We start from the raw sequence: 17,634 nt of genomic DNA on the forward strand, positions 1-17,634 counted from the left end.
CTCGGGTCTCGGGTCTCGGGTCTCGGGTCTCGGGTCTCGGGTCTCGGGTCTCGGGTCTCGGGGCCATGATCATCAGATGTGGACGACGACGGTCGGAAATCGACCGTCCTGCTCCAGACGCGATGATCATGGTCCGGGCCCGGTTCCCGGAGACGATGCCGGACTCATCCGGTCCACCGGCCGGTTCACTGCAGCTAACTTGATCACCGTCCATGGCCCGGGAGGGTCGGAATTCGACTCTCCGCATCCAGAAGCGATGATCACGGCATCCGGCCGGTGCTGCGCCCGCCGTGATCGCCGTTTCGGACCGTTCAGGGCCGCCTATGGCCGGGACGTGGCCAGCACGGTGATCTTCCCGAGCCGCTACTCCCACTCCCGCTGCCACTCCCAATGCCCACCCCACTGCCCAGCTTGATCACCATCCGCGGACCGAGAAGGTCGGCAACTGACTCTTCTCCGTCCAGAAGCGGTGATCACGACCTTGGACCCGGGCTGCGCCTCACCGTGATCGCTGATTCGGGCCGTTCACGGCCACCTGTGGCCGCGATACGGCCAGCACGGTGATCTTCGGGCCCCACTCCCACCACTTCCACCGCCCCTGCTCCCACCGCCTTTGGTGCTTCCAGCCGCTTCTCTGCTCCCACCGCTCCCACCGCTCCCACGGCTCCCCCTGCTCCCTCCGCCCAGCGTGATCACCATCCGTGGAGCGGGAGGGTCAGAAATCGACCCTCCTGCTCCCCAAGTGATGATCACGCTTCTCGCCCCGCGGCGGAGCCGAACCGCGATGCCCGGTAGGCCCCGGGACGGAGGGCTGGGAGCCGGCTGAGACCGCGGAGCGATCTCCCGCCCGGTGCGCTCGTAGGCTGGAGGTGTGGCCCGCACGACGCCGCTCCCCCTCCGCACCGGGGTGCTGACCGCTCTCGCACTCGCCGCCACCGGCGGCCTCGCCGCGGCCGGCGCAGCCGCCTGGGGCATCCCGCGCGCGATGGGCGCACCGCCCGAGGAGCTGCGCCGGGTCGCCGACGAGTCCCCGCACGCCCGGGACGGCCGCTTTCGCAACACCGAGCCCGGCACCGCGTTGCCGTCGGGGACGGTGCCGGCCGCTCTGCGTGCCGTCATCGGTCGCCGGGCCGGGCGCCCGAGCCGTCCCGTGCCGCTCGCGCGACCGGAGCCCGGGCCCGCCGACGAGCTGGCGGTGACCTGGTTCGGGCACTCCAGCGTGCTGCTCGAGATCGACGGACGACGGGTGCTCGCCGATCCCGTCTGGGGCGACCGGGTCTCACCGTCCCGGCTGGTGGGACCGCGGAGGATGCACCCGGCGCCCGTCCCGCTCACCGCGCTGCCGCCGGTCGACGCCGTGGTGATCTCGCACGACCACTACGACCACCTCGACCTGCCCACGGTCCGGGCGCTGGTCGCCGACCCCCGGCACGGCGCGGCCCCGTTCCTGGTGCCGCTCGGGATCGGGGCGCACCTGCGTGCCTGGGGTGTGCCCGAGGACCGGATCGTCGAGCTGGACTGGGACGGCCGGGCCGAGGTGGCCGGGCTCACCCTCGTCTGCGCCGAGGCCCGGCATTTCTCGGGCCGCGGCCTGCAGCGTGACACCACCCTCTGGTCCTCGTGGGCCGTCCTCGGGCCGCGCCACCGCGCCTACTTCGGCGGCGACACCGGCTATACGACCGCCTTCGCCCGCGCGGGCGAGCGCTGGGGACCGTTCGACGCCACGTTCCTGCCGATCGGCGCCTACGCGGATCTGTGGCCGGACATCCACATGAATCCGGAGGAAAGCGTGGCCGCCCACCGCGATCTCCGCGGCGGAGTGCTGCTGCCCGTGCACTGGGCGACCTTCAATCTCGGCTTCCATCCCTGGTCGGAGCCCGTGACCCGGTTGCGGGCCGCCGCGGAAACGGCCGGAATCCCGCTCGCGCTGCCCGTTCCGGGCCAACGAATCGACCTGACGGGCCCCGCCCCGGCGACGGACTGGTGGACGCCGGTCGCCTGAACGGCGCCATTGCCCGCCGATCCCGTCCGCCCCGGATCCGTCGGCCGAGATCCGTCGCCCCAGATCCGTCCGGCGAGATCGTGGATCGGGCCGCAAAACCCGGCGGATACCTCCGAAGGGGTGATCCGCCCGACGCGCGGCCGCCGGACAGGGCACCCGAATCGACTTTCCGCGACGCCTTCCTTTATTGTCGACACCGACGCATTCTCCTGTTCCGCACGCCGATCCACTCCGCTCCCGGAAAGCACCCGGACACCCTCCGGGCGATGCTTCCTGCCCGCGTGGAGCCCGGTAGGGGCAGGGGTCCGGTGAGCAGAGAAGGGCTGAGGGAACGTGGCGAAGCAGACCACGGTCACGCTGATCGACGACCTGGACGGCGGCGAGGCGGAGGAGCAGGTCGAGTTCTCGGTCGACGGCAAGTCGTACGAGATCGACCTGTCGACGAAGAATTCCGAGAAGCTGCGTGAGGCGCTGGCACCGTTCATTGCCGCGGCCCGCCGCAGCACCGGCCGCCGCTCTGCCGGCGGCGGGTCCGCACCGGCCTCGCGCCCCGTTTCCGACCGCCAGCAGAACCAGGCGATTCGGGAATGGGCGGTGGCCCAGGGGATGAAGATCTCGGAGCGTGGGCGGATCCCGTCCAATGTTCTCGAGGCGTACCACGCGGCTCACTGAGCCCATCACGGAACATCCGTCACGGTTCGGCGGCAAGGCCGGCGGCAAGCGCGAGCCATTCGTCACCGAACCGTGACGGCGCCGCCATTCCCCGGTCCTCGCCCGTCGTTCCCGGCCGGTCACGGAACGGCGGCCGGGCCGTCGCGGAACCGTACCCGTCCGGCCGGCCGGGACCAGACCTACCCGTCGCGGTGATCCCGGCACGCTCCGTCTCCTCGGTAGACTCCTCCGACCCGCACCGGTACCCCGATCCGGTGAGTGGGCGAGAAGAGAGGCACGAGACGTGAGCGAGAAGGTCACGACCGGGTACGGCACCTGTCCCGTCTGCGCACGGCTGAAGCACGTCACCCCCGAGTCGACCCTGCGCCTGCACAACCGGTTCTCGGCGCGCGGCACGGTCGTCAGCGCCCAGCGCTGCGCCGGTTCCGGTGCGCCGTCCCTCGAGAGCACGGAGCCGCCCGCCGCCTCCGCCTGACCCGTTCGTCCCGTTCCGGGCCGCTCCCCACCTGCCCGGACCCGCTCTCCGAGCGAGATGAGCCTCACCTGCGTCCGTCGCCCGCGATCGTCTGCCAGGATCGGAAGTTCCGACAGGACGTCGATCGAGGAAGAGGACGGACATGTACCCGGGCACGCACGCCGCCACGACACCCGACAAACCCGCGGTGGTGATGGCGGGCAGCGGCGAGACGCTGACCTTCCGCCAGCTCGAGGAGGGTTCCGCCCGCCTGGCCCGGTACCTGCACGAGGCAGGCCTGCGCCGCGGCGACGTGATCGCCGTCGTCACCGAGAACACGCCCCGGGTCTTCGAGATCTACTGGGCGGCCCGCCGCTCCGGACTCTACGTCACGATGGTCAACCACCACCTGTCCGCGCCGGAGGCGGCCTACATCGTCACGGACTGCGGCGCCAAGGCGCTGCTGGTGTCCGCGGGCGTGGCGGGGCTCGCCGCCGCGATCGGCGACCAGGTCTCCGTCGACGTCCGGCTGGCCTTCGGCGCCCCGATCCCCGGCTCGGACGCCTACCCCGACTACGACGACGAACTCGAGGGCGTCTCGGCCGAGCCGCTGCCCGAGCAGCCGCGCGGCGCCGACATGCTCTACTCCTCCGGCACCACGGGCCGGCCCAAGGGCATCAAACCGACGCTGCCGGACTCCGCGGTCGACGAGCCGGGCGACACCTACATCGACCTGTTCGGGCCGATGTACGGCTTCGACACCGAGACCGTCTACCTCTCCCCCGCCCCGCTGTACCACGCGGCCCCGCTGCGCTTCTGCGCGACGGTTCAGGCGATCGGCGGCACCGCCGTCGTCATGGAGCGGTTCGACCCCGAGGCCGCGCTGGCGGCGATCGAGCGCTTCTCGGTCACGCACAGCCAGTGGGTGCCGACGATGTTCGTGCGCCTGCTCAAGCTGCCCGAGGAGATCCGCCGCAGGTACGACCACTCGTCGCTGCGGGTGGCGATCCACGCGGCCGCGCCGTGCCCGCCCGAGGTCAAGCAGGCGATGATCGACTGGTGGGGCCCGGTGCTCTACGAGTACTACGCCGCGACCGAGGCCAACGGGATCACGTTCGTGAGCTCGCCCGAGTGGCTGGAGCGGCCGGGCACGGTCGGCCGGGCGGGCCTCGGCGTGGTCCGGATCTGCGACGACGAGGGCAAGGAGCTCGCGCCGTACGAGGTCGGCACCATCTACTTCGAGCGGGACGAGCGGCCCTTCGAGTACCACAACGACCCGGAGAAGACGGCCGGCGCGACCCACCCGGGCCACCCGACCTGGACCACCACGGGCGACCTGGGCTACCTCGACGAGGACGGCTACCTGTTCCTCACCGACCGCAAGGCGTTCATGATCATCTCGGGTGGCGTGAACATCTACCCCCGCGAGGTCGAGGACGTGCTGGTCACGCACCCCGCGGTGCTCGACGTCGCGGTGATCGGTGTGCCGGACCCGGAGATGGGCGAGTCGGTCAAGGCGATCGTGCAGCCCGCTCCGGGTGTCGACGCAGGGCCCGAGCTGGAGCGCGAGCTGATCGCCTTCGTGCGCGAGCGCATCGCGCACTACAAGGCGCCGCGCAGCGTCGACTTCACCGACTTCCTGCCCCGCACCCCCACCGGCAAGCTGGTCAAGCAGGAGCTGCGGGACCGCTACCCGCACTGATCCACGCCCCCGCCGGGGTCGGCGGCCACGCTGCTGACCCCGGCGGACAGGGGCGGGCCCGAACGGACCTTGCCGAACGTTCGCTCAATTGGGCAGGCTGTGCGCCATGACGACGCAGTCAGGCGCCATCGTCGGCCGTGGCATGAGCTTCAGCGACATCGTCGCGCGCTGGGCGCGCGTGACCCCCGAGATCCCCCTGTTCGTCGACGCCGGAGCCGGCATCCGACGGACCTACGCCGAGTCGTCCGACCGGATCACCCGGCTCGCGAACGCCCTCACGGAAGGCGGGGTCACCCCCGGCGACCGGGTCGCGGTGCTGGGCCTGAACAGCGCGGACCTGCTCGAGGCCTACATCGCGCCGCTCCGGGCGGGTGCGATCTGCGTGCCGATCAACTTCCGGCTCGTCGCCGACGAGGTGGCCTACGCCCTCACGGACTCCGGCGCCGTCTCGGTGATCGTCGACGCGGGCCTGGCCCCCACGCTGGACAAGGCGCTGGAGAAGGCGCCGGGCGTCCGCCAGGTGATCACGATCGGCGGGGACCTGGAGGCCGTGCTCGCCACGGCGTCGCCGGACTACGTCGAGCTGCCGAACTCCGACGACGACACCGCGTTCATCATGTACACGTCCGGCACCACCGGGCGGCCCAAGGGCGCGATGCTCAGCCACCGCAACCTCTACCTGCACTCCTACTCGAACATCGCCACGCTGGGCGGCACGGGCACGCACGGCGTCGCGATGTCCGCCGCGCCGCTGTTCCACATCGCCGGGGTGGCGGGCGCCCACATCGCGATCACGGCGGGCGGCACGGTCGTCATCCCACGGTCCGGGAACTTCGACCCGGTCGAGACCTTGGACATCCTCGAGCGCGAGAGGGTCACCTCGTGCTTCTGCGTCCCGGCGCAGTGGGCGGCGATCTGCGCGGTGCCGGGGATCGCGGACCGCGACCTCTCGGCGCTGACCCGCATCTCCTGGGGTGCGGCGCCCGCGTCCACCACGCTCCTGCAGACGATGATCGACACGTTCCCGCAGGCCCAGGTGACCACCTCCTTCGGGCAGACCGAGTGCAGCCCGGTCACCACCCTGCTGCGCGGCGAGGACTCGATCCGCAAGATCGGCTCGGTCGGCACCCCCATGGCGAACGTCGAGGTTCGGGTCGTCGACGACGAGATGAACGACGTCGCGCCGGGCGAGATCGGAGAGATCGTCTACCGCGGCCCGCTGATCATGAGCGGCTACTGGAACAAGCCCGAGGAGACCGCGGAGGCCTTCCGCGGCGGCTGGTTCCACTCCGGCGACCTCGTCCGGCAGGACGAGGACGGGTACTACTACGTCGTCGACCGCAAGAAGGACATGATCATCTCGGGCGGCGAGAACATCTACTGCGCCGAGGTGGAGAACGTCCTGGCCGCGCACCCGGGCATCGGCGACGTCGCCCTGATCGGCGTGCCGGACCCGAAGTGGGGCGAGACCCCGCTCGCGGTCGTCGTGCCCGCGGACCCGGCCGACCCGCCGACCGTCGAGTCGATCGAGGCCTACTGCAAGGAGCACCTCGCCGGCTACAAGCGGCCGCGCCGGGTCGCGATCGTCGAGGCCCTGCCCCGCAACCCCTCGGGCAAGGTCCTCAAGACCGCGCTGCGCGAGCAGAACCAGGCGGGCTCGCTGGTCTCCCAGCCGGCGGTCTAGTTTCGCCCGCGTGCCCGATCTCGATCCCGAGGAGTTCCGCCGGCTCGGCCACGCCCTGGTCGACTGGGTGGCCGCGCACCGCGCCGGGCTGGCGGAGCTGCCGGTCCGCCCCGCGGTGCGGCCCGGGGAGATCCGCGCGGCCCTGCCCGCGGACCTGCCCGACAAGCCGGCCGACGACCTCGGCGCCGCGCTGACCGGCCTGCTCGACGACGTCGTGGTCCCCGGGTCGCTGCACTGGCAGCATCCGGGGTTCTACGGCTACTTCCCCGCCCAGGCCTCGTTGCTGTCGTTGCTCGGCGACCTCGCCTCGGGCGGGCTCGGCGCACAGGGGATGCTCTGGTCCACCTCGCCCGCCGGTACCGAAGTGGAGCAGGTGGTCGTCGACGGGTTCGCCCGCGCGCTCGGCCTCGGCAAGGCGTTCACCTTCGCCGGCGGCGGGGGCGGGTCGCTGCAGGACTCGGCGTCGTCCGGCGCGCTGGTGGCGCTGCTCGCCGCGCTGCACCGCGCGTCACCGGAGTGGCGCGAGACCGGTGTCGACGGCACCGAACGCGTCTACGTCACCGCCGAGACCCACTCGTCGCTGGCCAAGGCGGTGCGGGTGGCCGGGCTGGGTGCCCGGGCGCTGCGCACCGTCCCCTTCTCCCCCGGCACCCTCACGATGTCCGCCGACGCGCTGGCCGCGATGCTCGCGGAGGACCGCGCGGCCGGGCTGCGGCCGGTGCTCGTGTGCCCGACGGTCGGGACCACCGGCACCGGCGCGATCGACCCGGTCCGGGCGGTGTGCGAGATCTCGGGGGACGCCTGGGTGCACGTCGACGCCGCCTGGGCCGGCGTGGCCGCGCTCTGCCCGGAGTTCCGGTCCGTGCTCGACGGCGCCGAGCTCGCCGACTCGGTCTGCACGGACGCCCACAAGTGGCTGGCCACGGCGTTCGACGCCTCGTTCCTCTGGGTCCGCGACGGCACCGCGCTGCCCGCCGCGCTCTCGATCACGCCGGAGTACCTGCGCAACCCGGCGTCGGAGTCCGGCGAGGTCGTCGACTACCGGGACTGGCAGGTCCCGCTGGGCCGCCGGTTCCGCGCGCTCAAGCTCTGGTCGGTGGTGCAGGGGGCCGGGCTCGACGGGCTGCGGGAGGTGATCCGCGAACATGTGGCCCTCGCCCGGGACGTCGCCGCGCGGGTGGCGGCCGAGCCCCGGTTCGCCCTGGCCGCGCCGCCGTCGCTCGCCCTGGTCTGCCTGCACGTCCTCGGCCCGGACGGCGAGCCCGACGACGCCGCCGGCCGCGCCCTGCTCGAGCGGGTCAACGCCGGCGGGCGGTCCTTCCTCACCCACACCACCGTCGACGGCCGTTACGCGATCCGCGTCGCCGTCGGCGCCCTCGGCACGGGCCGCGAGCACCTCGACGTCCTCTGGACCGAGCTGACCCGCTGATCGTCCGTCGTGGACCGGCACCGTCGCTCTCCGACCTTCCCGGTCCGCGACCGGTGATCGCAGGGCGATCAGGGGAGCGTGTCCGTGGTCGTCGCGAAGTGGGCGAGGGTGCCGGCGAGGGCGTGCAGGTAGTGGTCGAGGACCACCGGGTTGACGTTCTGGACCGTGTCGCAGGCCTGGTGGTAGCACGGGTCGTAGGCCCCGCCGGCCTGCCCGCCCCAGGCCTGGGCCTGCTCCTCGGTCTTCTTCTTGCGGTCGCCGTTCTCCGCGCCGGCCGAGGGGATGTTCGCCGCCACGAAGGGGGTCTCGTCGTCCCCGACGAACGGGATCCGCTGCGGGGTCACGCCGGTGCTGCCGAGCTGGTCGGCGAGGACGTCGCCCACCGTGGCCGACCCGGGCGGGCCGGCCGACGAGGTGTCGTCCCCCGTGCCCCCCTGCACGAAGTAGCCGCCGTCGGGCGAGGCGATCATGTCGACGTTGAGGTAGAGCATGACCTTGGCGCGGTCGGCGTCGGACAGGCCCGTCACGTACCCCTTCGAGCCCTGCGCACCGGACTCCTCGGAGCCCCAGAACCCGAACCGGACGACGTTGCGCACCGCGGGCGACGGGCCGAGGCGGGTGGCGATCTCCAGCAGCGCCGCCACTCCGGACCCGTCGTCGACGATCCCGGGCCCCTGCTTCACCGAGTCCAGGTGGGCGCCGATCATCACGACGTGGGCGGGATCGCCCGTGCGGGTCTGCGTGACGACGTTCGGCAGGGTCGTCGGGCCCCCACCGCCGTCGGTGCCGCCGCGCCGCCGGGACAGGGTGTAGTCCGGCGTCGCGACGTCGAACCCGGCGGCGCGCAGGACGCCGCTGACGTAGTCGACGCTCGCCAGGTACCCGGGGCTCGGCGTCGCGCGGTTCCCCCCGTTCTGGTCCGCGATCTTCTGCAGCTCCTGCAGGTGCACCAGGGCTCCGCTGTTGCCCACCGCGCCCTTGAGCTGCTGGGCCAGCTGCCCGTCCACGACGGGAGCGGTGGGACGCGGTGTCTGCGAGCCGGAGCCGCAGGCGGACAACGCGACCAGGGCGACGGCGAGCAACGCCCAGTACAGGCGCGTCCGGATGGGGGACCGGGCCAGCGACATGCCGCCTCCTCGCCGAGGACGTCCGGCAGGCGCGCTCCGGGGCAGGAGCGGCCTGCGTGGACGAACTCGGCGCAGGGCCCGGCCACGTTTCCCGCGGTCCTGTGAGTCCGCTGAGGACCCCGCGCTGCCGCGCGAGGTTCGTCCGCACACCCCTCCGGGGAGGTCCCTAGTGCGGTGACCACGAACGTTCACCGGTCCTCGCGCGCCCGGGCGACCCCTCGCGGCGTTGCCCCCGCACCCCGGTACGCCCGGTACAGGCGGTGCGGGGGCGCCTTGCGAGGAACCCCCCGGATCACGCGATCACCCGGCGAACGTTCGTGGTCACCGCACTAGTCCGGGATCTCCCCCTGGTCGGCCACGACCACGCCGAACAGGTCGGCGATGGACGCGAGGCTCGCGGCCTGCAGCGCGGCGGCGGGCACCTCGGCCCCGCCGCCGGTACCCGGCAGCGCCCGGGTCGCGGTGGCACCGCCGACGACGGTGGGCGCGTAGCCCAGGCTGAACGCGCCGCGCGCGGTGGAGTTCACGCACATGTGGGTCATGAATCCGGCGAGCAACAAGGGTCGTTCCGGGTGCTGCTTGAGCAACGAGTCCAGCTCGGTGCCGGTGAAGGAGTTCGGGTAGTTCTTGACCACCGTCGCCTCCCCCGAGCGCGGGGCCACCCGGTCCACGATGGCGCCGATCTCCTCCCGGACGTCGTAGGGCGTGCCGGGGCCGGAGTCGTGCTGGATGTGGACGATCGGGATGCCCGCGCTGCGGGCCCGGTCGAGCAGCTCCTCGGCCTGGTCGAGGGCCGCCTGCACACCCTCGAGCTCCATGAGGCCGCGCGTGTAGGTGTTCTGGCAGTCGATCAGGACCAGGGTGGACGCGGCCAGCGCGGGCGGCTCGGCGGGCAGGCCGCTGACCGCGCGCAGCGTCGTGAGGTCGGACATGGAGCTCCTCGCACATCGACGGGCAGGAACTCCGACGCTACCCATGGCGCGCCGGACCGCAGAAGACCCGGAGGGACAGGATTTCCGACGACGACGATCGCCTGTCGTCATGGCCGGCGCCCGTGCCTCCGTCACCGTGGGCGGCCCGGCGCGATCTTCCCGATCCGCTGCCCGCCTGGGCCGATCTCCACCGGCATCCCGAGATCGTCGGTGGGTGAGGTTAGCCTCCTGCTACCGCTTCGGCGCGCGCCGGGTCCGGCACGCCGAACGGCACACCGACCGTCGGTTGCGGCTGCAGATCGCCGAGCGGGTGCTCGACCTGCGCGGCGGCGCGGAGGCCGGGCGGCTGCCGGGCGCGCTCGCGACCATCGCCACCTCGGACACCCAGCGGGTCGCCGGCCTCGGGTTCGGGCTGCCGCTGCTCCTCGCGCAGGGCACGCGCTCGTGGTCGCCGCCGTCGCGCTGCTGCGGATCTCGCTCCCGCTCGGGCTGCTGATCCTGCTCGGCACGCCGCCGCTGCTCCTGCTGCTGCACCTGCTGGGCGGGCCGCTGGAGAAGCGCAGCGGACCCGAGCAGGAACGGGCCGCGCAGGCGTCGGGGGTCGCCGCGGACCTCGTGGCCGGCGTCCGGGTGCTGCTCGACGTCGCCCAGTCCGCGGCCGCGAGCCTGGCGCGGATCGTCGGGGTCGCGGCGTCGGACCCGGAGACCGAGCCCGAGCAGCCGGGCGTCCCGGTCGACGGCGGGGTCCGGGCCAAGGAGATCGAGCACGCCTACGTCGAGGGCCACCCCGTGCTGCACGGCGTGGACCTCGACGTCCCGGCGGGCACCCGGGTCGCCCTGGTCGGTGCGTCGGGTGCGGGCAAGACCACGCTGGCGTCGATCCTCGCCGGGGTGCACGAGCCGAGCCGGGGCGCGGTCGACCTCGGTGGAGTGCCGCTGGCCGAGCTCGGCCCGGCGGGCGTCCGCGGCACCATCGCGCTGATCACACAGGAGGTCCACGTGTTCGCCGGGCCGCTCGCCGAGGACCTGCGGCTCGCCCGGCCCGACGCTTCCGTCGCCGAGCTGCGTGCGGCGCTCGGCACGGCCGACGCGCTGGCCTGGGCGGAGGCGCTGCCGGAGGGCCTCGACACCGTGGTGGGGGCCGGGGCGCACGCGCTCACGGCGGTGCAGGCGCAGCAGCTCGCCCTGGCCCGGCTCGTGCTGGCCGACCCGCCGGTCGCGATCCTCGACGAGGCGACCGCGGAGGCGGGCAGCGCCGGGTCCCGGGTGCTGGAGGCGGCGGCCGAGCGGGCGCTCGCCGGCCGCACGGCGATCACCGTGGCCCACCGGCTGACGCAGGCGGCGGGCGCCGACCACGTCGTGGTGCTCGACGGCGGCCGGATCGTCGAGCAGGGCACACACGAGGGCCTGGTCGCCGCGGAGGGCGTGTACGCGCGGCTGTGGGCGGCATGGGCGGAGCGGCACTGATCACCCTGTCGCTACCGGCCGCACCGACCGTGAGCGCAGTGACGAAACGGACAGGCCGTCCCCAATTGACACGATCAGTTGGTTAGGCAAACCTCACCTAGATCGTGATCGTCGTTCGGGAAGGACCCTGCATGTCCCACGTCCCCCGCCCCGGCCGCCGCACCGAGTGCACCGCCCTGCGGGCGCTCGCCGCGGCCGCGCTGACCGTCCTCGTGGCCGCCGCGTGCTCCAGCACCTCGCAGGCTCCCTCGACTCGCGCACCCGAGCCCTCGGCCGGGACGCAGAACGCCTTCCCGGTCACGCTGAAGCACGCCTACGGCGAGACGACGATCCCGGCCGAGCCGACCCGCGTCGTCACCATCGGTTTCAACGAAGGTGACTTCGCGCTGGCCCTGGGCGTGGTGCCGCTGGCCGAGCGCGAGTTCTTCGGCGGCTTCGACTGGCAGGACCGGCCGTGGGCCGCCGCGGCGAAGAACGGCGCCCAGCCGGTCGCCCTGGCGTCGAGCGAGCTGCCGCTCGAGACGATCGCGGGCCTCCGGCCCGACCTGATCCTCGGCGTGTACTCGTTCATCGACCAGCCGACCTACGAGCGGCTGTCGGCGATCGCGCCGACCGTCGCCCAGCCGACGCCCGACGGTGAGGGTGCCGCCGCCCCTTGGCAGGAGCAGACCCGGATCACCGGGCAGGCCCTCGGCCGCAGCGACCGCGCCGAGCAGGTGATCGCGGAGACCGAGCAGAAGCTGAAGGACGCCGCCGCGCCGTCGTTCGCCGGCAGGACGCTCGCCATGGATTTCATGGTCGACGGCACGCCGTACAAGCTCGGGACGGACGACCTGCGCGCCCAGCTGTTCACCGGACTGGACTTCGACGTCCCGGCGACCACCGAGACGCTCAGCCCCGAGACCCTCGGCCCGCTCGACCAGGACGTGATCGTCTCGATGGGCCGCACGCAGGAGCAGTACGACTCGCCGGTCCTCCGGAACCTGAACGCCGTGAAGCAGGGCCGGATCGTGAACATGGGCGGCTACACCACCCCGTTCGCCGGCGCGCTCGGCTACTCCAGCCCGTTGAGCCTGCCGTACGCGGCGGACCAGGTCGCCCCGAAGCTGGCCGAGGTCCTCGGCTGACTTCCGAGGGCCGCATCATGGTTCCCTCACGCGATCAAAGAGCCCCGAGAATCGCATTATGGTTCCATAACGCGTCCCCAGGCCCTCCGGAAGCGCGTTATGGCTCCATAACGCAGCACGTGCGATCAGGTGGTGAGCACCCGCGAGGCTGCGGGGGCGGTCGCGCCCGCCAGCGCCGCCGCGATCTCCCCCGCCCGCACCGCGACCGTGGAGAGCAGGGTCGAGGTGATGCCGTGGGTGTGCTCGGTCGCGCCCTGCACGAACAGCCCGACCTCCACCGGCCGGCCCTGCGGGGTCGCGCCGGTGGTCAGCCGGTAGTCGCGGCGGACCTCCGGGCGGCCGGCGTCGTCGCGGGTGCAGGCGGCGGCGAGCGCGGGGTCGAGCAGCCAGAGCGGGTCGGTCGGCCGGTATCCCGTGGCGTAGACGACGACGTCGGCGGTCAGCACGTCCCGCGCCCCGTCGATCAGCGACTCCACGGCCATCTCGACCCGGTCGCCGGTGTCGACGACGTCGGCCACCCGGGACACGGTGTGGCGTTGTGCTCGGCCAGCGCGATCGCCAGGGCCAGGTTGGACGGTCCGACGCCGCTCCCGCCCGGCCACCCGTAGACAGGCCGAAACGGCGTATAGACGCGTTCAATCGTCAACCAGCTCGACCCAGCGTGACGAAGTAAGCGGGTGCTGACCACGGAGCGTCAGAGGCGGAGACGTTACGGGTCCAACCGGAGAAGTCGCATTCCCCACGAAGAAGCAACCCGGGCGGGCGCCGACGCGTCGCGGAAAGGGCGTCAGAGCGTCAGCAACGTCCTGACCAGGTCCTTCCACTGCACGACCAGGGGATCGGTGGCGTGGTCGCGCGGATCGAAGGCGTAGGTCAGGGCCGCACCGCGCATGCTCGTGAGCAGGATGTCGCGGAGCTGGCGGAAGCGCGGGTGCCCGGCCAGCTCCTCGCCGAACATCCGCGCCATGGACTCGCGGATCGCGGACCCCAGGCCGCGCTCGGTCGGACGCAACGCCCCGGCGATGTCCGGATTGGACCGCGCGGCCGTCCACAGTTCGATCGCGGCCCAGAAGTGGGGTTCGGAGAAGCTCTCCCAGAGCAGCTCGACGACGCGGTCGGCGCGCCGGTGGACGTCGCGGGTGCCCTCCTCGTCGAGCAGCCGCGTGAGCCGGTCCTCGGTGTCCTGCACGCGCTTGGCGGCAAGGTGGCCGGCGGCGGCGACCAGCAGCAGGTCGCGGGAGGGGAAGTGGTGCAGCAGGCGGCCGCGGGAGACGCCCGCGCAGGCCTGGATGGTGAGGGTGGTGGCGCCGGAGTAGCCGCCCTCGACGAGGGCGGCCACCGCGGCGTCCAGGATCCGGGCGCGGCTGTCGCTGGTCCGCTGCGCCCGGGTCCGGGGTTCGGTGCCCGTCATGAGGTCACAGGCGAGGTCACAGGCCGAGCGAACGGCCGATGACCTCCTTCATGATCTCCGTGGTGCCGCCGTAGATGCGGGTGATCCGGGCGTCGGCGTAGGCCTTCGCGATCGGGTACTCGTTCATGTACCCGTACCCGCCGTGCAGCTGCAGGCAGCGGTCGACGACCCGGCCCTGCAGCTCCGTGCACCAGTACTTGGCCTTGCTGGCGTCGACCGCGGTGAGTCCGCCCGCGTTGAGCGCGCGGATGCAGTCGTCGACGTAGTGCCAGGCCAGGTCGATCTCGGTGGCGATCTCCGCGAGCACGAACTTGGAGTTCTGGAACGAGCCGATCGGCTGGCCGAACGCCTTGCGCTCCTTGACGTACTCCAGCGTCCAGTTCAGCGCGGCCTCCGCGGCCGCGACGCCGGCGACGGCGATCGACAGCCGCTCCTGCGGCAGCTTGGTGACCAGCTGCGTGAAGCCCTGGCCCTCGCTCTCGCCCAGCAGGTTCGCGACCGGCACCCGGACGTCGGTGAACGACAGCTCCGCGGTGTCCTGCGCGTGCTGGCCGAGCTTGTCGAGGTTGCGGCCGCGCTCGAAGCCCTCCATCCCCCGCTCGAGCACGATCAGGGACATGCCCTTGTGCTTCTGCGTGGGGTCGGTCTTCACCGCCGTGATCACGAGGTCGGAGTTGATCCCGTTGGTGATGAAGGTCTTCGCGCCGTTGACGACGTAGTGGTCCCCCTCGCGGCGGGCCGTCGTCGACATGGAGGCGAGGTCGGAGCCGATGCCGGGCTCGGTCATCGCGATCGCGGTGATCAGCTCACCGGAGGCGATGCCGGGCAGCCAGCGCTGCTTCTGCTCCTCGTTCGCGTAGGTGAGGAAGTACGGCATGCAGATGTCGTTGTGCAGCGTCAGGCCGAGGCCCGAGCCGCCGCACCCGGCACGCATGAGCTCCTCGATGACCACGGCGTTGAAGCGGAAGTCCTTGACCCCGCCGCCGCCGTACTCCTCGGGCACGTCCATGCCCAGGAAGCCGTTCTTCCCGGCCTTCGCGAACACCTCGCGCGGGACGATGCTGTCCCGGTTCCACTGCTCGTCGTGCGGGGCGATCTCGACCTCGACGAACTTCCGGAAGGACTCCCGGAAGGCCTCGTGGTCGCTCTCGTAGAGGGTGCGCTCCATCTGCGGACCTCCTAGCGGGGCGCCATGCGGATGGCGCCGTCGAGCCGGATGACCTCGCCGTTCAGCATCGGGTTGGCCACGATGTGGGCGGCGAGCAGACCGTACTCGCTCGGCTTGCCCAGCCGGGCGGGGTGCGGAACCTGCTTGCCCAGGGACTCCTTGGCCTCCTCGGGCAGACCGCCCAGCAGCGGGGTCTCGAACAGGCCGGGCGCGATCGTGTTGACGCGGACCTGCGCGCTCGCGAGGTCGCGGGCGATCGGCAGGGTCATGCCGACCACGCCGCCCTTCGACGCCGAGTACGCGGCCTGGCCGATCTGGCCCTCGAAGGCCGCGACCGACGCCGTGTTGATGATGACGCCGCGCTCGCCGTCGACCGGCTCGTTCTGCACCATCCGCTCCGCGGCCAGTCGGATCACGTTGAACGTGCCGATCAGGTTGACCGTGACGACCTTGGTGAAGGCGTCGAGGGGGAAGGCGCCCTGCTTGCCGACGGTCTTGATCGCGTTGCCGATGCCGGCGCAGTTGACCGCCACGCGCAGCGTGCCGAGCTCGGCCGCCTTGTCGAGCGCCGCGGTGACCTGGGCCTCGTCGGTGACGTCGGCGGCGACGAAGGCGACCTTGTCGCCCAGCTTCTCGGCGATCTCGGCGCCCTGCGACGACGGCAGGTCGACGATGACGACCGACGCGCCGGCGTCGAGCAGGGTCTCGGCGGTGGCGAGGCCGAGACCGGAGGCGCCGCCGGTGACGAGCGCGACCTGTCCGGTGATGTCCATGGGGTGAGCGAACCTCCAGCTCGTGGGACGTGCGAGGGCGCGGCGCCGGTCGGGCGCCGCGCCCTCGTCAGGGGTGGGTCAGAGCAGCTCGAGGATGGTGGCGTTGGCCTGGCCGCCGCCCTCGCACATCGTCTGCAGGCCGTAGCGGATCCCGTTGTCGCGCATGTGGTGGATCATCGTGGTCATGATCCGCGCGCCGGAGCCGCCCAGCGGGTGGCCCAGGGCGATCGCGCCGCCGACGGGGTTGAGCGCCTTGACGTCCGCGCCGATGTCCTTCAGCCACGCCATGGGCACCGGGGCGAAGGCCTCGTTGACCTCGAAGGTGCCGATCTCGTCCAGCTTCAGGCCGGACTTCTGCAGCGCCTTCTGCGTGGCCGGGATGGGGGCGGTCAGCATGATCACCGGGTCCGCGCCCGCGAGGACGGCGGTGTGCACCCGGGCGATCGGGGTCAGGCCCAGCTCCGCGGCCTTCTCCGAGGTGGTCATCAGCAGGGCGGCCGAGCCGTCGGAGATCTGCGAGGCGTTGCCCGCGTGGATGACGCCGTCCTCCTTGAAGACGGTCTTGAGCTTGGCCAGGCCCTCGACCGTGCCGCCGGGGCGGATGCCCTCGTCCTTGCTGACGACGGTGCCGTCCGGCAGCGTGACCGGGGCGATCTGGCCGTCGAAGCGGCCCTCGTTCTGCGCTGCCGCCGCCTTCTCGTGGCTGGCGATCGAGAACTCGTCGAGCTCGGTACGGGAGAGGCCCCAGCGCTCGGCGATCATCTCGGCGCCGACGCCCTGGTTCGGGAACACCCCGTTGTAGCGGGCGAGGAACTTCTCGCCGAACGGGTTCTGGCCGTTGGACGAGGAGCCCATCGGCACGCGGGACATCGACTCGACGCCACCGGCCACGACGACGTCGTACTGGCCGGCGATCAGGCCCGCCGCCGCGAAGTGCACGGACTGCTGCGAGGACCCGCACTGCCGGTCGACGGTCACGCCGGTGACGGTCTCGGGGAAGCCCGCGGCCAGCGCGGCGGTGCGGCCGATGTCCATGGTCTGCTCGCCGACCTGGGAGACGCAGCCCCAGATCACGTCCTCGATCGCGGCAGCGTCGATCCCGGCCCGCTCGGTCAGCGAGGTCAGGACGTGCGCCGACAGGTCGGCGGGGTGGACGCCGGACAGGCCGCCGTTGCGCTTGCCGACGGGGGTGCGCACGGCTTCGACGATGACTGCATCACGCACGGTCGAGCTCCTTGTCTCGCGGGTGAGGTCGCAGCGGACTGCTGCCGACGGTGCCCGGCAGGGGGCGCCGTCGCCTTACCGGCACCGTAGCAGCGAAACAGTCAGTTCTGACCGCCCCGACGGTGTGGCGTGCAGAACACTCGTTCAGATCGCCAGGTCAGACGGGCTCGACGGGCACGCCGGCGCCGGGCGGGAGGCTGCCCGGACGTCGATCAGGGGGTGTGTCGGGGCGCTGCGCGGCAGCTCCGTGGGCGTCGCCGCCGCGGGCGCCGACCAGTTGATGCCCGGTTCGTGCGCGCGGACGTTCGACGCCCGACACAACCGCCGAGGCGCACACCTGCCCTGGCCCGGCAGCACACCCGATACGACCGCGGCACACGCCGTCGACGGCCCGTACGGCGCCTCATTGGACCGTTCCCGATCTTGTAGACACCCGGTCGTAGACTGCCGCTGATCGCAGCG

15 protein-coding genes and 1 pseudogene are annotated in these 17,634 nt (G+C 72.4%); 9 read left to right on the forward strand and 7 right to left on the reverse strand.

All coding sequences use genetic code 11. The features are described 5' to 3' along the window. Nucleotides 1-871: 871 nt before the first annotated feature. The 6 genes from LWC33_RS32900 (at nt 872) to LWC33_RS32925 (ending at nt 7,943) form a co-directional block, all read left to right on the forward strand. Entirely contained in the window at nt 872-2,002 is a 1,131-nt protein-coding gene (locus tag LWC33_RS32900) for an MBL fold metallo-hydrolase (protein WP_233308614.1), read from the forward strand. Between the two features lie 333 nt (nt 2,003-2,335). Beyond that, nucleotides 2,336-2,674 (forward strand): histone-like nucleoid-structuring protein Lsr2, encoded by a 339-nt coding sequence (locus tag LWC33_RS32905; RefSeq protein WP_233308615.1) that lies wholly within the window; start codon nt 2,336-2,338, stop codon nt 2,672-2,674. A 283-nt stretch (nt 2,675-2,957) separates the two neighbouring features. Then, complete coding sequence (locus LWC33_RS32910) at nt 2,958-3,149, forward strand: hypothetical protein (protein WP_233308616.1); 192 nt, start codon at nt 2,958-2,960, stop codon at nt 3,147-3,149. A 142-nt stretch (nt 3,150-3,291) separates the two neighbouring features. Further along, nucleotides 3,292-4,830, forward strand: a complete 1,539-nt coding sequence (locus LWC33_RS32915) for an acyl-CoA synthetase (protein WP_233308617.1) — start codon at nt 3,292-3,294, stop codon at nt 4,828-4,830. Between the two features lie 106 nt (nt 4,831-4,936). Next, on the forward strand, nt 4,937-6,514 hold the full coding sequence (locus tag LWC33_RS32920) for a long-chain-fatty-acid--CoA ligase (protein WP_233308618.1): 1,578 nt from the start codon (nt 4,937-4,939) through the stop codon (nt 6,512-6,514). Between the two features lie 10 nt (nt 6,515-6,524). Then, nucleotides 6,525-7,943, forward strand: coding sequence for a pyridoxal phosphate-dependent decarboxylase family protein (locus LWC33_RS32925; protein WP_233308619.1), 1,419 nt, complete (start codon nt 6,525-6,527; stop codon nt 7,941-7,943). A gap of 68 nt (nt 7,944-8,011) precedes the next feature. Here the strand turns inward: LWC33_RS32925 and LWC33_RS32930 are convergent, their stop codons facing one another. Both LWC33_RS32930 and LWC33_RS32935 read right to left on the reverse strand, forming a co-directional pair. Continuing rightward, nucleotides 8,012-9,070: a M20/M25/M40 family metallo-hydrolase gene (locus LWC33_RS32930; RefSeq protein WP_233308620.1), complete on the reverse strand. Its 1,059-nt coding sequence runs from the start codon at nt 9,068-9,070 to the stop codon at nt 8,012-8,014. Nucleotides 9,071-9,399: 329 nt separating this feature from the next. Next, a complete protein-coding gene (locus tag LWC33_RS32935; protein ID WP_233308621.1) occupies nt 9,400-10,002 on the reverse strand; it encodes a cysteine hydrolase family protein in 603 nt (200 codons plus the stop codon). Nucleotides 10,003-10,216: 214 nt separating this feature from the next. Between LWC33_RS32935 and LWC33_RS32940 the strand changes: the two genes are divergently transcribed. The 3 genes and pseudogenes from LWC33_RS32940 (at nt 10,217) to LWC33_RS32950 (ending at nt 12,596) form a co-directional block, all read left to right on the forward strand. Next, a complete protein-coding gene (locus tag LWC33_RS32940) occupies nt 10,217-10,498 on the forward strand; it encodes a hypothetical protein (protein ID WP_233308622.1) in 282 nt (93 codons plus the stop codon). A gap of 137 nt (nt 10,499-10,635) precedes the next feature. After that, nucleotides 10,636-11,469: pseudogene (locus tag LWC33_RS32945) on the forward strand (ATP-binding cassette domain-containing protein); the annotation flags it as partial. A gap of 131 nt (nt 11,470-11,600) precedes the next feature. After that, nucleotides 11,601-12,596: an ABC transporter substrate-binding protein gene (locus LWC33_RS32950; RefSeq protein ID WP_233308623.1), complete on the forward strand. Its 996-nt coding sequence runs from the start codon at nt 11,601-11,603 to the stop codon at nt 12,594-12,596. Nucleotides 12,597-12,721: 125 nt separating this feature from the next. On the opposite strand, the gene LWC33_RS32955 is transcribed toward LWC33_RS32950, so the two are convergent. From LWC33_RS32955 to LWC33_RS32975, 5 genes are all read right to left on the reverse strand, one after another. Next, entirely contained in the window at nt 12,722-13,114 is a 393-nt protein-coding gene (locus LWC33_RS32955; protein WP_233308624.1) for a hypothetical protein, read from the reverse strand. Between the two features lie 269 nt (nt 13,115-13,383). Beyond that, on the reverse strand, nt 13,384-14,007 hold the full coding sequence (locus LWC33_RS32960) for a TetR/AcrR family transcriptional regulator (protein WP_233308625.1): 624 nt from the start codon (nt 14,005-14,007) through the stop codon (nt 13,384-13,386). Nucleotides 14,008-14,023: 16 nt separating this feature from the next. Next, on the reverse strand, nt 14,024-15,175 hold the full coding sequence (locus tag LWC33_RS32965) for an acyl-CoA dehydrogenase family protein (RefSeq protein ID WP_233308626.1): 1,152 nt from the start codon (nt 15,173-15,175) through the stop codon (nt 14,024-14,026). A gap of 11 nt (nt 15,176-15,186) precedes the next feature. Beyond that, nucleotides 15,187-15,948 (reverse strand): 3-hydroxyacyl-CoA dehydrogenase, encoded by a 762-nt coding sequence (locus tag LWC33_RS32970; protein WP_233308627.1) that lies wholly within the window; start codon nt 15,946-15,948, stop codon nt 15,187-15,189. A gap of 78 nt (nt 15,949-16,026) precedes the next feature. Next, nucleotides 16,027-17,172 carry a thiolase family protein gene (locus LWC33_RS32975; protein ID WP_233308628.1) on the reverse strand — a complete coding sequence of 382 codons (1,146 nt, stop codon included), beginning with the start codon at nt 17,170-17,172 and terminating at the stop codon, nt 16,027-16,029. Nucleotides 17,173-17,634 lie beyond the last annotated feature (462 nt).

This window comes from Pseudonocardia terrae (assembly GCF_021343995.1).
Taxonomy (GTDB): Bacteria; Actinomycetota; Actinomycetes; order Mycobacteriales; family Pseudonocardiaceae; genus Pseudonocardia; species Pseudonocardia terrae.

Excerpts from the sequence above, each read along its gene's own strand:
- LWC33_RS32915 (WP_233308617.1), top strand. The coding sequence starts at position 3,292 with ATGTACCCGGGCACGCACGCCGCCACGACACCCGACAAACCCGCGGTG.
- LWC33_RS32920 (WP_233308618.1), top strand. The coding sequence starts at position 4,937 with ATGACGACGCAGTCAGGCGCCATCGTCGGCCGTGGCATGAGCTTCAGC.
- LWC33_RS32930 (WP_233308620.1), bottom strand. The coding sequence starts at position 9,070 with ATGTCGCTGGCCCGGTCCCCCATCCGGACGCGCCTGTACTGGGCGTTG.
- LWC33_RS32935 (WP_233308621.1), bottom strand. The coding sequence starts at position 10,002 with ATGTCCGACCTCACGACGCTGCGCGCGGTCAGCGGCCTGCCCGCCGAG.
- LWC33_RS32950 (WP_233308623.1), top strand. The coding sequence starts at position 11,601 with ATGTCCCACGTCCCCCGCCCCGGCCGCCGCACCGAGTGCACCGCCCTG.
- LWC33_RS32960 (WP_233308625.1), bottom strand. The coding sequence starts at position 14,007 with ATGACGGGCACCGAACCCCGGACCCGGGCGCAGCGGACCAGCGACAGC.
- LWC33_RS32965 (WP_233308626.1), bottom strand. The coding sequence starts at position 15,175 with ATGGAGCGCACCCTCTACGAGAGCGACCACGAGGCCTTCCGGGAGTCC.
- LWC33_RS32970 (WP_233308627.1), bottom strand. The coding sequence starts at position 15,948 with ATGGACATCACCGGACAGGTCGCGCTCGTCACCGGCGGCGCCTCCGGT.